Here is a 13,603-nt window from a genome sequence, read left to right on the forward strand (position 1 = left end):
ATTACAGTGTGAAGGAGAGACGTAGCGCCAGCGCGGCGAGCGTCACAAACAGGACCGGCAGCGTCATAATGATGCCCGTCCGGAAATAGTAGCCCCAGGTAATCGTCATGTTTTTCTGCGCCAGTACATGAAGCCAGAGCAGGGTCGCCAGGCTGCCGATAGGTGTGATTTTCGGCCCCAGATCGCAACCAATCACGTTGGCGTAAATCATCGCGTCCTTAATCAATCCTGTTGCCGTACTGCCATCAATGGAGAGCGCGCCAATCAGTACCGTGGGCATATTGTTCATTATGGATGACAGGAACGCAGTGATGAACCCGGTTCCCAGCGTGGTGGCCCACAGCCCGTGACCGGCCAGGCTATTCAGTACGCCTGTGAGATAGTCCGTCAGCCCGGCATTGCGCAGGCCGTACACCACCAGATACATCCCCAGGGAGAAGATAACGATCTGCCACGGTGCGCCACGCAGCACTTTTCCGGTATTAATCGCATGTCCGCGTTTGGCGACGGCAAATAAAATTAGCGCGCCAGCTGCGGCGATGGCACTGACCGGAATGCCGAGAGGTTCAAGCACAAAGAAGCCGACCAGTAGAAGGAGCAGGACGATCCAGCCCGTTCTGAACGTCGGCAGATCGGTAATAGCGCGTGCCGGTTCCCGAAGCTTCGACAGGTCATATTTCGGCGGAATTTCCTTGCGAAAGAACAGATGCAGCATCACCAGCGTGGCGGCAATCGCGGCTAAATCTACCGGGATCATTACCGAGGCATATTCGCTGAACCCCAGCGTGAAGAAATCGGCTGACACAATGTTGACCAGGTTAGAGACAATCAGCGGCAGGCTGGCGGTATCGGCGATAAACCCTGCCGCCATCACAAACGCCAGCGTCGCCTGTTTGCTGAACCCCAGCGCCAGCAGCATCGCAATCACGATAGGTGTCAGGATCAGCGCTGCACCGTCATTGGCAAAGAGCGCCGCCACCGCCGCGCCCAGCAGCACGATATACGTAAAAAGTAATCTCCCCCGGCCATTCCCCCAGCGGGCGACGTGCAGCGCAGCCCATTCGAAAAAGCCAGACTCATCCAGCAGCAGGCTGATGATAATGACGGCGATAAACGTGGCCGTCGCATTCCAGACAATATTCCAGACCACCGGAATATCATTAATGTGGATCACACCGCTGACCAGCGCCAGCACGGCACCAATGGTCGCGCTCCAGCCGATACTCAGTCCCCTTGGCTGCCAGATAACCAGTACCAGCGTAAACAGAAAAATTGCCCCTGCCAGAAACATTGCTTACTCCATCATATCTGTTTTTGTGAATGTGTATTGATTAGCACGAACCTGGAAGTCTGTTTTTCAGCTTCTCACGCGTCTCTTCCCGCAGGCAGTTCCAGCTGTTGTCGATAATGGCTGCCGCCCATGCAGGCATGTGGGGGGATAAACGGTAATGGATCCATTTCCCTTCCCGGCGATCAATAACCAGCCCGGACTCGCGGAGCAACGCCATATGGCGGGAGACTTTCGGCTGCGACTCGGTGGTCGCGGAGCAGAGATCGCAAACGCACAGCTCGCCCGCTTCGCGGAGCAGCATGATGATGGAGAGCCGCGTTTCGTCGGAGAGGGTTTTGAAGAGTTGGAGCGGGTGGAGCATTCGGTCATCCTGAATGTCTTTTGTCATATGCATTAAATCATATATGTCTTTGGCTGGAGAGAGAAGAGTGAAAAGCAGGAAGGATAGAAAAAAATCCGGGGGGCTTGTAGAAGACCAAAATAGTCTTTATGGCTTGCCCGGCCCCCCCTGACAGTCATGGGAAAGAAACCGTCCCCTGGAACAGTTTCTTTTTACCTGCTCAGTTTCAACGCCCTTCTGTGCTTATGCGCAACAGCGATCGTTCCAGGTGACACGGTAGATTTTATGGTCCTCAATGCCATATCCAGTAAGCCAGCCCCAGTGTGACCAGGTAAAACAGGAGGATGAATCCCTGGCTAACCTCAGGGAAATAAACGTCAAGGACATAGCCAAAAATGAACGTGAGGATGATGGGTATATAGGTCCAGAAGAAAAACTGGGCCTGAGATTTGAACCAGCGTCTTAGAAAGCTCATTAGTGCCTGCCCATGAGCTTCAGGATCGTGTCAGCAGCATCATAAGGGCTTTGACTGTCAGTCCATTGCTGGGTTAGTACGCCCGCTCGCATAAACGCAGGTTCCACCAGGAAATACATCATTTCCAGTTCTCGCAGGTACAACGCTTGATAGTAGGCGGGATGCATCACTTGCAAGCGGTGAGCGCTGTCAGCGGCCTTTTGCACAATCCCATATATCCCCAACCCGCCAATAGCTGCACCCGTTAATCCTGAAACGACCTTTAACCCTGAAGGTGGGAGGGTCACATAGAGGCAAATAGTCGATGCAACGCCTGCAGAGAATGAATACGAGGTTAGCGTGCTGGTGGATATGTGAACGTTCGCGCGCATTAGAGCATGCTTTATCGCTGATAATTCTTCCGGTGAATAATTCTTAACCAGCTCTTCAACGTACGTGTTGATTAGGTCAAAGACGATGTCCAGCGAGAAACGAGGTGGAATATGCCTTTTCGAAAGCGAGCGTCCTCCAGGTTTTGTCTGGTGCATACATCGTAATATTCATCAGTAAAGCAGGAAGTGTAGTACAGCAGGCGTTGGGCACCGGCCCCGATATTACTCAGGTGGCTCTTTACCTCTTCACCTACCGCGCGTACCGCCTGGTCCAGCTTCATGGCCAGTATTTTTTGGCTCTGAAGCTGGCGGATGATCTCTTCAGAATGGTACATGCCTACTGGCCTCGCGCTTAAGCTCAATTGAGCGATCTTTTGCTGCATTCCCTAAGACCGGCATTGCCGTTACTGAGCTTGAAAATCGCATCCCTATCTCCTCCATAGTATGTTTCTATCCGCTCCAGATTATTCTCGTAGCTTGTATGGAAGTTCTAAACAGATCATGTTTATGAAAAACAAGGGATTTTTAGGATAATGACTTGATATTTTTTAACCTAAATATGATTTATCGGGAGTTTAAAGTGAGAATAGATGAGTTCAATTTAGAGTGACGCATTCCAAAACCCGGCCATTCGTCGCTGCGAACTGATGGTACGTATGCGTGGGTTTGAAGATATCGCCAATGAACAGGGCTGGCTGGCGAATTTTACACAATCACTGCGCCTTCACGTTATAACGCTGTACACAGTAAGGGCGGCTTTGTGTCTCAGTGGAACGGATTCAGCCCACGGGACACGCAGCGTTATTTATGCAACGTCTGGGCAAAAGTACGCGCAGCGATCTCCCGTGCCGGTTTTCATGTTTTTGGTTTTCGCGTGGTGGAGTCACACCATGACGGGACACCGCACTGGCATATGCTGCTGTTTATACGGCCGCATGACGTTGAGGCGGTGCGCGATATCCTTTGCTATCACGCCAGGATTGCCGATTCAGAAGAACTTCAAACCCCCAACGCGCCTAAGGCGCGTTTTCATGTTGAGCCTATCGATCCCGCTAAAGGGTCATCCACGCTGATGGCCGGAGCCATTCAGCAGGTATGCATGGGTGATTACAGCCAGGCAGTCAATAACCGCGTGGCGAGTATCCGCGGCAATGATGAAACGGACATAGCCGGGAGCCAGTCAGTTACAACGGGAAAAGACCTGATCGAGAAAATCGGGCAGATACGTAAAAGCGTGGCGGCCGTTCAGCAGCAGATAATCGCCCCGGTGGTGTGGATTGGTTCTGGCACCATCAACGTGGCACAGTTGATGCTGGACGTGGTGAAAGAGCTGGCAGAGTAAACGGCAAGCCACACGCACAGCAATACAGGAGCACCAACCAACGCGGGAGCCATCCGGAACACCGGAACGAAAGCGGAAACGCTTAACGGAAAATACTCCCCAGTTATTGGCCAGTAAACCTACCCAGAACATAACGTAAGCGTTACATAGTGACCTTCTTGACATTGCAAGATTAGAAAATCTGTCAGGCCCTGGTTGCCAATCGGTACGAATAAAGCTTAACAGGCGCTTTTTTTTCGCCATTGACTCGACTGCCTGAGGCATACCATTGGCTTACCGGCAAACTGGAAGGAACAGGTTCATGAAACTAGCCTTAATTGGAAACTGTCAGTTAGAAGTTTTAGGTGATTTGATAAAAAATCATACCGCTCTTCATGAAGATAAGTTTACTTACGTATACAATACTCCTGTCTACAAGCTTGATGAAAAGAGAGACTTGGTAAATTTTTATCATGAAATTGAGCAGTGTGATGCGATTTTTATGCAGTACCATTCTGAAAGATGGAGGGGGTTTTCCACGGAAACGCTCAGTAAATATTTTGATCTGACTGTCTTGCCTACTCTGGAGTCCAGAGTTTCATGCTCCCAGCTAGGGTATTATGATTTACCTTTGCCCGACATGATGGTTTATGTAGATTACCGTTTTCTGCATCTTTATCTGAGCGGTAACGATGTCACCCATGCTGTCAAATGCTACCATCAGGCAGAGTTCTCTGAAAAGAAGCAACTGTCTATGCTTGAAAACGATGCCAAAAAATATAAAAATCTTTTCAAGCAGGGCAAAGTGTATTTTGATTATTCTGGTGATTATTTTCGCAGCCTGAGTGAAAATACGGGAAGTTATTCAACTATAAGTCATCCTAATAACGAAAATCTTGCGGTACTGCTCAGTGCCATATATCGTAAAACCTATAATATTACTGAAAAATTTTCTCTGCAGGGTAACGACATGTTACTCAACTACATCGCACCGACTCTGGGTTCAGGAGATACATCTTATTTTATGATGCGTCAGAGTGGACTTACTCTTGCTGCTAAAATTAATTATGTTTTTTTTGAAAGCCAAGAAAAGAACGATCTCACACGTAATTTATTGAAATCAGCGTATTATCAATCCCTCAAAGATGGCTTCACTAATATATGACTCCATTCTCATTTATATCCTTAAGCTTCATATACAGACCGTATAGATGATTATGCAGATGCGAGGTCGGCTTTCCAGGGCAGCAGGTCGCTGACCCGGTTCACCGGCCAGTCCTGGATATGACGTATGACGTAACGCAGCCACGCCTCGGGTTCAACGCCCCAGCCAGATGCGCGAGCCAGCCGGAAAGTTAATCATGCCTCACCCTCCCTGAGTTGGCTGACCAGTACGTGCAGCAGCTCCGGCGTCAGTGGTCCCGTCAGGCTGAGGCTGCCGCCCGGCAGTATCAGCTTACAACTGATGACCGGTGGTTGGTCTGATGAAGCGGCCCCGTTGTGTCTGGATGGCGGCGGAAGCGGCTCCACAGTGACCGGAATATAGAGTGGCTCTGCTGGCAGGGTCCAGTAGTCCCTGGCGATGCAGGTTCCGCCAGTTAAACACCAGGTTATCGTTAACGCCATTTTCCCGCGCCAGCTCTGCCACGCAGGCACCCGGCTGCAGACTCAGCTCCGCCATGCGGATTTTGAACTCCAGCGGCCAGTCCGGACGGCGTTTTTTGACAGGCAGGTTTGTTTCAAGGTTGAAGGCGTAAAGCTCCACTTCGAGGCGCTCAGGCGTGTAATCCTCCGGCAATGGCCAGTTGATACCCGTGCGGCGAAAACGTTTGAACATTTTATGCGTGGCGGAAGTGCTGATGTTCAGTTGCTCAGCGATTTCCCGGTAGGTCAGGGCGTCGTTAAACCGCAGGCTGAGTGCAGTAGTGATCAAGGGTCTACTGGTATAAGGCGTGTTTCTGTCCACGGTAGTGTCCATGTTCGCGAAAGTGTCCATGGTAGGAAACACGGCCAGAAATGGAAGACGGTGTGAACGAGACGCTTACGAACATAACCAGCGAAATGCGTTTTTTTTTGCCCTCTGTACCATGCCGGGTTTCATGCCCAACTAATAAATTTTTCGTGGCTGCACCATACGCCATCAGTGGCATTCTGCCGCCTCCATCCTCTTAGGAGTCTCTACGCATCAACCGAAATAGATCGTGCCTACTGCGCGGCGCTGAGAGCGTCACAGCATGGCAAAAAAATTCTTTCGCAGACAAAAATCGCACTACACCGCACCCGCCTGCGGTTTTTGGATCATAAAAATTTTTCAGTTTTATTTTTCTACAAACCACCGCGCCGGGCAGCGCCAGCACTAGCGACTTTGCGGAAACCACAAACTGAAAAGATTGAAAGGAATTTCAGTGTTTTTCAATTTTATGGATCAAAAACGATCTAAGTGCTTTTTATAATTAATTGATAATGTTGAATAAATTTATTTTTATGTCAATGGACAGTTCCTAAGTCCAGTAATGTGGCTGGAAAAGAAAAACCCGCAAAGCCAATGACAGAGCGGGTCAGAACCAGATGTAACTGGTCTTTTGTTTGGTGTAAACGAAGGGGCAATTCTTGGTCTTGAAGGCAACTCGGAAAATAGTGCTTACAACGACGCTTTTCCACCAGGGGAGAAAATAGAGCACGATATCTTTCCAACAATCTGGCAACCACCTGTAGTAACAAAGAGAATTGCAGAGCAATCTGCACAGTTTCTATATAGCGTCGTTAGTCATGATCGAATGGGAGCTTAGTTCTAAGCAAGGAGAGTGGTGCGTTCATAGCATTTGGGATAACACCAAGAAAAAAAAAGACAATTTTTGAAAATGCTTGAGAAAACCTTTGATATTCGCTTACTAACACTTTTCCAGATTTTGATGGCTTCAGTGTGGTCAATAGTGCGAATTTTTCCCGATACAACAATGCTCGATACTAAATCAGGGATATACACTTGCGTTCTTTGCCGCCATTTTGTCGCCACTGACATCTAAGTATCACTCTAACAACCTGATTTAAAAGGTATCTTATTTTAAGCAACAAAAAACCCATCAACCTTGAACCAAAACGGCGGGGTTGATGGGCTCCACAAATTGGGGACATCAAAGAAAAGCAGTGGCACTAGTTATGACTGCCCCCTGATCAAAAAGTTCTGCGCATAACGAAAATTTTTTCTTTATGCGCAAACTTGGGAGTTATCCGAGTCCAGGCCAGATGATAATGATCAGCGTACCTGCCAGCGTCAGCAGTACGTTAGCGATAGCGTAAGTGCCCGCATAGCCCAGCGCCGGGATGTTGCTGCGCGCGGTGTCACTGATAATTTCCATGGCTGGCGCACAGGTACGGGCACCCATCATGGCTCCGAAGAGCAGGGCACGGTTCATGCGCAGCACGTAGGCACCGAACAGGAAACAGATGACAACCGGCACCAGGCTGACGATCAGCCCGGAAACCAACATTTGCCAGCCGACGGCACCCAGACTGTGGCCAATGCCGCTACCCGCGCTTAAGCCGACACCCGCCATAAAGACCATCAGGCCGAACTCTTTCACCATATTCAGCGCGCCCTGCGGAATGTAGCCGAAGGTCGGATGGTTCGCTCGCAGGAAGCCCAGCATGATCCCGGCGAACAGCAAACCGGCGGCGTTACCGATGCCGAAGCTAAAGTTGCTGAACTGGAAGGTGATCATCCCGATCATCAGGCCAACGATAAAGAAGGCGCAGAAGGCCAGCAGGTCGGTGACCTGGCTGTGAATGGAGATAAAGCCGATGCGGTCAGCAACGGTTTTCACGCGGCGGGCGTCGCCGCTGACCTGCAGAACATCACCTTTATTGAGTACGACGTTGTCGTCGATAGGCATCTCAATCTGGCTGCGGATCACGCGGTTGAGGAAGCAACCGTGGTCGGTCAGCTTCAGCTGCGCCAGACGACGGCCGACGGCGTTATGGTTTTTCACCACGATCTCTTCGGTGACGATACGCATGTCGAGCAGATCGCGGTCGAATACCTCTTTGCCGTTACGGAAGCTTGGGTCAAGACGGGCGTGAGCATCTGGGTAACCCACCAGTGCGATATCGTCGCCCATCTGCAGCACCGCATCGCCGTCCGGGTTCGCCAGAATGCCGTTACGTCGAATACGTTCGATGTAACAACCGGTCTGGCGGTAAATGCCCAGCTCGCGCAGGTTTTTCCCGTCTGCCCATGCCACAAGCTCTGGCCCGACGCGGTAGGCACGGATCACCGGGAGATAGACTTTACGTTTGGAATCGGTATCCAGGCCGCGCTCGCGGGCGATTTGCTGGGCGCTGGTCTGTAGATCCTGGTGTTGCAGTTTCGGCAGGTAGCGCGCGCCCACAATCAGGCTCACAAGACCGATCAGATAAGTCAGGGCATAGCCCAGGCTCAGGTGGTCGAGGGCGGTAGAGAGTTGTGCTCCAGCCATGCCGGAATGGCGCAGGGTATCACCTGCACCGACAAGCACTGGCGTAGAGGTCATCGAACCTGCCAGCATACCGGCCGTTAACCCGATATCCCAGCCAAACAGTTTACCCAGCCCTAACGCGATCAGCAGTGCGCTACCGACCATGACCAGCGCCAGCATCAGATAATTTTTGCCGTCGCGGAAAAAAATTGAAAAAAAGTTGGGACCCGCTTCCACACCAACACAAAAAATAAACAGCATAAAACCTAAGTTGAGCGCGTCCGTGTTAATGCTGAAATGCTGCTGACCTAATATTAATGATACGACTAAAACGCCAATGGAATTACCAAGTTGAACCGACCCCAGGCGCAATTTACCCAGGCAAAGGCCCAGCGCGAGTACAACAAATAATAACAGGATGTAATTCCCATTTAACAAGTCTGCGACGTTTATATTCACGGAGGCTAACTTCTTGTTTACCAGTAAGTTGTTGAATGAAAGGGCTTTTTGGGCTACTGTTTTCTGGGTCAGGGAAAGGCGTTAACGCTCCCTGTTTCCTGCTTTATTCCCTAAAACATTAGCTGGCGTGTAGTTTAATCGTATTAGCTACTGACAGCTACTGATTATCGCATCACCCTGTGCGTACTTTGGCAAGGATTGCCGCATTGCTTTATCTGACTGGGCGTCTACCCGACGAATGTGTATTTGATAGAGATAAGTCAGGAGGATTGTTTGAACATTAAACGAAACTGGGCGGGGGTGATCAGCTGCTTTTTGCTGTTCACGGTCGTGTGCATGTCGCTTGCTTTTAATGTGAAAGGGGCATTCAGGGCGTCGGGTCATCCGGAGCTGGGTTTACTCTTTTTCACTCTGCCGGGCGCGGCCGCCAGCTTTCTCTCCCGTAAAGGGGAGGTGGTGAAACCGCTATTGGGTGCAATGCTTGCAGCACCGCTGTGTCTGCTGCTGATGCGCTTGCTGTTTGTTCCCGTGAGAAGTTTCTGGCAGGAGCTGGCGTGGTTGCTGAGCGGTGTGTTCTGGTGCGCCCTTGGCGCGTTGTGCTATCTGTTTGTGCGCAGTCTGATACACCGGCGGCACACCAAATAAAAACGCCCTCAAGGTGAGGGCGTTCAGGTATTACTGCTCAGCAAACAGGCCAAGATGCTCTTTGGCGTAAGCTTCAAAATCTGTGCAACCGCCTATGTGTTTCTGATCGAGGAAGATCTGCGGGACGGTTTCAACCGGCTTACCGACGGTTTTTTCCAGATCGGCTTTCGTGATGCCTTCCGCGTGAATATCAACGTAGCGGAAGTTGAAATCATCGCGCTCTGCGGTCAGTTTCTCAGCCAACTCTTTCGCGCGCACACAGTAAGGGCACCCTGGACGACCAAAAATTACTGCAAACATTTCTCTCTCCTCAAAAAACAAGCCTGACGGCGAATAACATATATAGTGCCCGATAACCTGCCGCCATTAAAGAAGGTTTCGCCTGTCGCTTTGATACAGTCAGGCTATGTTTCGCCAATTACACTGTGACAATCATTGCCTATACTGGCTGCCATGCGAATTAAGCAAGACAAAGAGAGACAAAATGACGCCAACCATAGACCTGCTCACATCCCACCGTTCCATTCGCCATTTTACCAATGAACCGATTACCGAGGTGCAGCGCGAAGCCATTATTAACAGCGCAAGGGCGACCTCCAGCTCTAGCTTCCTGCAGTGCAGCTCTATTATCCGCATTACCGATCCGGCCATGCGGGAACAACTGGTCACGCTTACGGGCGGACAGAAGCATGTGGCCCAGGCGGCGGAGTTCTGGGTGTTCTGCGCCGACTTTAACCGTCACCTGCAGATCTGCCCTGAGGCGGAGCTGGGGCTGGCAGAACAGCTGCTGCTGGGCGTGGTGGATACCGCGCTGATGGCGCAAAACGCTTTTACGGCGGCGGAATCGCTGGGGTTAGGCGGTGTCTACATCGGCGGCCTGCGTAATAACATCGAAAGCGTCACCGAACTGCTGAAGCTGCCAAAACACGTTCTGCCGCTGTTTGGCCTGTGCCTCGGCTGGCCAGCGGATAACCCGGATCTGAAGCCGCGTATTCCTGCCGCCATGCTGGTGCATGAAAATCACTATCAACCTGTCGATCAGGTTGTCCTGGCGCAATACGATGAAGAACTTGCGAACTACTATATGACGCGCGGCAGCAATAACCGCCGCGATACCTGGAGTGACCATATTCGTCGCACCATCATCAAAGAAAACCGTCCGTTTATTCTCGATTATCTGCATAAACAGGGCTGGGCGACGCGATAGTCCATTCCTCCTGCGCCTGCCTGCGTATATGATATGCAGGCTTTTTCCATGTCTTTAGAGAGGTGCAGGGTGAAAATTGCCATTTTGTCCCGGGATGGAACGCTCTATTCATGTAAACGTCTGCGAGAAGCGGCGGCGAAACGCGGACATCAGGTTGAGATCCTCGACCCAATGTCCTGCTATATGAACATTGATCCGGCCGCCTCGTCGATTCACTACAAAGGCCGCAAGCTGCCGCATTTTGATGCGGTGATCCCCCGCATCGGCTCCCAGATAACCTATTACGGCACCGCCGCGCTGCGCCAGTTCGAGATGCTGGGCAGTTATCCGCTCAATGAATCCGTCGCCATTTCTCGCGCCCGCGATAAGCTGCGCTCGTTACAGCTGCTCGCCCGGCAGGGGATCGATCTCCCCGTTACGGGGATTGCCCACTCACCGGACGACACCAGCGATCTGATCGATATGGTGGGCGGCGCACCTTTGGTGATCAAGCTGGTGGAAGGCACGCAGGGCATTGGTGTGGTGCTGGCGGAAACACGCCAGGCGGCAGAAAGCGTCATTGATGCTTTCCGGGGGCTGAATGCCCACATTCTGGTGCAGGAATACATCAAAGAGGCCAAAGGTCGCGACATTCGTTGCTTCGTGGTGGGGAACGAGGTGGTGGCGGCCATAGAGCGCCAGGCAAAAGAGGGCGACTTCCGCTCAAACCTGCACCGTGGCGGCGTTGCGCGGGTGGCGGATATCAGCGAGCGCGAGCGGGAAATTGCGGTGAAAGCGGCACAAACCCTGGGGCTGGACGTGGCGGGGGTAGACCTTCTGCGAGCAACGCGTGGACCGCTGGTCATGGAAGTGAATGCCTCGCCGGGGCTGGAAGGCGTGGAAAAAACCACAGGGGTCAATATCGCGGGTAAAATGATCTCATGGATCGAACGTCATGCGACGCCGGGCTACTGTCTGAAAACGGGCGGTTAAATGGAATTGAACCCACTTTTTGCGTAATCTATGCGAAGTTTTTATTAAAGAGGCTGCACAGCGATGGATTTACAGGTCGTTCCAACACTGGATACGTTACGTCAATGGCTTGATGATGCCGGGATTACGTTCTTCGAATGCGATTCCTGCCAGGCGCTGCATCTGCCTCATATGCAGAATTTCGATGGCATTTTTGATGCCAAAATCGATCTCATTAACGACGTGATTCTTTTCTCTGCGCTGGCTGAAGTGAAGCCGTCTGCGCTGCTGGCGCTGGCCTCCGACCTGTCGGCCATCAATGCTAGTTCTTTGACCGTGAAGGCATTTCTCGATATACAGGATGATAATCTGCCAAAACTGGTCGTTTGCCAGTCTTTATTCTCCGGTGCAGGGCTGTCGTTCAAACAGTTCTCATGGTTTATGCGCTTGAGTGAAGAGCAAATTTCCATGGTAATGATGGAAGCCAATGCACATCATCTGCTGTATAGCGCGGAAGATGATGCAGAGAATAATGATGCATCTCCCAATTTTCTTCACTAAGCCTGTCTGACTTTTGCGCAGTCGCTGCCATAGCGGCTGCAGAAGGCCATTTTTTCTGCTGCTTTTAACCTTTCTTTAAAGAATTTTTCACCTCCCTCAAGGCCGTTTCGGCTTATCACGTAGACATAACCTGCATAAAAAATTGATAAAAGGCGTTTTTTCGTCTGGGCTATAGCCGGAGACACGGGCTACAGTTATTCTTGCGATGCTTAAAAAAGCGAGCGGAAGCTGCCGGGTAAAGAGGTTTCTTTTTATTTTAGGCAGAGCGACAAACTATGCATGATTATTGCATATCTTCAGATTGCACAGTTTTAGTTCGTTTGTTAACGAGCTTTCAGAAGGAATAAAGATATGATCGCCTTGAATAAAAAATGGTTATCGGGTCTGGTTGCGGGTGCTCTGATGGCCGTCTCTGCCGGCACGCTCGCTGCGGAACAAAAAACGCTGCACGTTTACAACTGGTCTGACTATATCGCGCCGGACACGGTGGCGAATTTTGAAAAAGAGACCGGCATTAAAGTGGTCTACGACGTTTTCGATTCCAACGAAGTGCTGGAAGGAAAACTGATGGCGGGCAGCACCGGGTTTGATCTTGTGGTGCCTTCTGCAAGCTTCCTGGAGCGTCAGCTGACGGCAGGCGTCTTCCAGCCGCTGGATAAGAGCAAGTTACCGAACTGGAAAAACCTCGATCCGGAAGTGCTGAAGCTGGTGGCGAAGCATGACCCGGACAACAAATACGCCATGCCTTACCTGTGGGCGACCACCGGTATCGGCTACAACGTTGATAAAGTCAAAGCGGTGCTGGGCCCGGACGTCAAGCTGGACAGCTGGGACGTGGTGCTGAAGCCGGAAAACCTTGAGAAGCTGAAAAGCTGCGGCGTCTCCTTCCTCGATGCGCCGGAAGAGATTTTCGCCACCGTGCTGAACTATCTGGGCAAAGATCCGAACAGCAACAAGGCTGACGACTACACCGGCCCGGCGACCGATCTGCTGCTGAAGCTGCGTCCAAACATTCGCTACTTCCACTCGTCCCAGTACATCAACGACCTGGCAAACGGCGACATCTGCGTCGCGATTGGCTGGGCGGGCGATGTGTGGCAGGCGGCGAACCGCGCGAAAGAAGCGAAAAACGGCGTGAACGTTTCCTATTTCATTCCGAAAGAAGGGGCGCTGGCGTTCTTTGACGTCTTCGCGATGCCAGCCGATGCGAAAAACAAAGATGAAGCCTATCAGTTCCTCAATTACCTGATGCGTCCTGACGTCATCGCCCATATCAGTGACCACGTCTACTACGCGAACGGTAACAAGGCTTCCGTGCCGCTGGTCAGTGAAGAGATCCGCAATAACCCGGCTATCTATCCGCCTGCGGATGTGTTCGCCAAGCTGTTTACCCTGAAAGTTCAGGACCCAAAAATTGACCGCGTACGTACCCGTGCGTGGACCAAGGTGAAAAGCGGTAAGTAATTACCCGTGAGTTGTAGGCCGGGCAAGCACAGCGCCCCCGGCAACAGGCGCACCGTTATGGTGC

The 13,603-nt window shown here is 51.4% G+C and carries 13 protein-coding genes and 2 pseudogenes; 7 read left to right on the top strand and 8 right to left on the bottom strand.

Translation table 11 applies throughout. The annotated features are described in order from the left end of the window. Position 1: 1 nt before the first annotated feature. The 4 genes from AAHF05_RS06840 to AAHF05_RS06855 all read right to left on the bottom strand — a co-directional run bounded on the left by AAHF05_RS06840 (position 2) and on the right by AAHF05_RS06855 (position 2,860). Positions 2-1,291 (bottom strand): arsenic transporter, encoded by a 1,290-nt coding sequence (locus tag AAHF05_RS06840; RefSeq protein WP_129323495.1) that lies wholly within the window; start codon positions 1,289-1,291, stop codon positions 2-4. A gap of 40 nt (positions 1,292-1,331) precedes the next feature. Next, positions 1,332-1,652, bottom strand: a complete 321-nt coding sequence (locus tag AAHF05_RS06845; protein ID WP_049005421.1) for a metalloregulator ArsR/SmtB family transcription factor — start codon at positions 1,650-1,652, stop codon at positions 1,332-1,334. Positions 1,653-2,105: 453 nt separating this feature from the next. Then, positions 2,106-2,477 (bottom strand): hypothetical protein, encoded by a 372-nt coding sequence (locus AAHF05_RS06850; protein ID WP_239664016.1) that lies wholly within the window; start codon positions 2,475-2,477, stop codon positions 2,106-2,108. Between the two features lie 71 nt (positions 2,478-2,548). After that, entirely contained in the window at positions 2,549-2,860 is a 312-nt protein-coding gene (locus AAHF05_RS06855) for a hypothetical protein (protein WP_239664017.1), read from the bottom strand. A gap of 237 nt (positions 2,861-3,097) precedes the next feature. Between AAHF05_RS06855 and AAHF05_RS06860 the strand changes: the two are divergent. Next, positions 3,098-3,546: pseudogene (locus AAHF05_RS06860) on the top strand (replication endonuclease); the annotation flags it as partial. A 574-nt stretch (positions 3,547-4,120) separates the two neighbouring features. Further along, positions 4,121-4,963: a WcbI family polysaccharide biosynthesis putative acetyltransferase gene (locus AAHF05_RS06865; RefSeq protein WP_049005424.1), complete on the top strand. Its 843-nt coding sequence runs from the start codon at positions 4,121-4,123 to the stop codon at positions 4,961-4,963. A 50-nt stretch (positions 4,964-5,013) separates the two neighbouring features. Here the strand turns inward: AAHF05_RS06865 and AAHF05_RS06870 are convergent. The 3 genes and pseudogenes from AAHF05_RS06870 to AAHF05_RS06880 form a co-directional block, all read right to left on the bottom strand. Continuing rightward, positions 5,014-5,121: pseudogene (locus tag AAHF05_RS06870) on the bottom strand (transposase domain-containing protein); the annotation flags it as partial. Positions 5,122-5,254: 133 nt separating this feature from the next. Continuing rightward, complete coding sequence (tnpA, locus tag AAHF05_RS06875; RefSeq protein WP_164989090.1) at positions 5,255-5,764, bottom strand: IS66-like element accessory protein TnpA; 510 nt, start codon at positions 5,762-5,764, stop codon at positions 5,255-5,257. Between the two features lie 1,261 nt (positions 5,765-7,025). Next, positions 7,026-8,711 carry an aspartate:alanine antiporter gene (locus tag AAHF05_RS06880; protein WP_028019315.1) on the bottom strand — a complete coding sequence of 562 codons (1,686 nt, stop codon included), beginning with the start codon at positions 8,709-8,711 and terminating at the stop codon, positions 7,026-7,028. A 273-nt stretch (positions 8,712-8,984) separates the two neighbouring features. On the opposite strand from AAHF05_RS06880, the gene AAHF05_RS06885 reads away from it, so the two are divergent. Next, positions 8,985-9,356, top strand: coding sequence for an inner membrane protein YbjM (locus AAHF05_RS06885; protein ID WP_028019314.1), 372 nt, complete (start codon positions 8,985-8,987; stop codon positions 9,354-9,356). Positions 9,357-9,386: 30 nt separating this feature from the next. Here AAHF05_RS06885 and AAHF05_RS06890 read toward each other — a convergent pair whose 3' ends face one another. Continuing rightward, a complete protein-coding gene (locus AAHF05_RS06890; protein WP_014883149.1) occupies positions 9,387-9,656 on the bottom strand; it encodes a GrxA family glutaredoxin in 270 nt (89 codons plus the stop codon). 184 nt (positions 9,657-9,840) lie between these two features. Between AAHF05_RS06890 and nfsA the strand changes: the two genes are divergently transcribed. The 4 genes from nfsA (at position 9,841) to potF (ending at position 13,539) form a co-directional block, all read left to right on the top strand. Next, a complete protein-coding gene (gene nfsA, locus AAHF05_RS06895; protein WP_129323494.1) occupies positions 9,841-10,563 on the top strand; it encodes a nitroreductase NfsA in 723 nt (240 codons plus the stop codon). 69 nt (positions 10,564-10,632) lie between these two features. Further along, entirely contained in the window at positions 10,633-11,535 is a 903-nt protein-coding gene (gene rimK, locus AAHF05_RS06900) for a 30S ribosomal protein S6--L-glutamate ligase (RefSeq protein ID WP_129323493.1), read from the top strand. A 63-nt stretch (positions 11,536-11,598) separates the two neighbouring features. Then, positions 11,599-12,075, top strand: coding sequence for a YbjN domain-containing protein (locus tag AAHF05_RS06905; protein ID WP_014169308.1), 477 nt, complete (start codon positions 11,599-11,601; stop codon positions 12,073-12,075). A gap of 351 nt (positions 12,076-12,426) precedes the next feature. Continuing rightward, positions 12,427-13,539 (top strand): spermidine/putrescine ABC transporter substrate-binding protein PotF, encoded by a 1,113-nt coding sequence (gene potF, locus AAHF05_RS06910; protein ID WP_049005430.1) that lies wholly within the window; start codon positions 12,427-12,429, stop codon positions 13,537-13,539. The last annotated feature ends 64 nt before the right edge of the window (positions 13,540-13,603 follow it).

This window comes from Enterobacter adelaidei (assembly GCF_041937165.1).
GTDB classification, from domain to species: domain Bacteria; phylum Pseudomonadota; class Gammaproteobacteria; order Enterobacterales; family Enterobacteriaceae; genus Enterobacter; species Enterobacter adelaidei.

Coding starts and splice junctions, on each gene's coding strand:
- AAHF05_RS06840 (WP_129323495.1), bottom strand. CDS start 1,291: ATGTTTCTGGCAGGGGCAATTTTTCTGTTTACGCTGGTACTGGTTATC.
- AAHF05_RS06845 (WP_049005421.1), bottom strand. CDS start 1,652: ATGCTCCACCCGCTCCAACTCTTCAAAACCCTCTCCGACGAAACGCGG.
- AAHF05_RS06850 (WP_239664016.1), bottom strand. CDS start 2,477: ATGCGCGCGAACGTTCACATATCCACCAGCACGCTAACCTCGTATTCA.
- AAHF05_RS06855 (WP_239664017.1), bottom strand. CDS start 2,860: ATGCAGCAAAAGATCGCTCAATTGAGCTTAAGCGCGAGGCCAGTAGGC.
- AAHF05_RS06865 (WP_049005424.1), top strand. CDS start 4,121: ATGAAACTAGCCTTAATTGGAAACTGTCAGTTAGAAGTTTTAGGTGAT.
- AAHF05_RS06890 (WP_014883149.1), bottom strand. CDS start 9,656: ATGTTTGCAGTAATTTTTGGTCGTCCAGGGTGCCCTTACTGTGTGCGC.
- nfsA (WP_129323494.1), top strand. CDS start 9,841: ATGACGCCAACCATAGACCTGCTCACATCCCACCGTTCCATTCGCCAT.
- AAHF05_RS06905 (WP_014169308.1), top strand. CDS start 11,599: ATGGATTTACAGGTCGTTCCAACACTGGATACGTTACGTCAATGGCTT.
- potF (WP_049005430.1), top strand. CDS start 12,427: ATGATCGCCTTGAATAAAAAATGGTTATCGGGTCTGGTTGCGGGTGCT.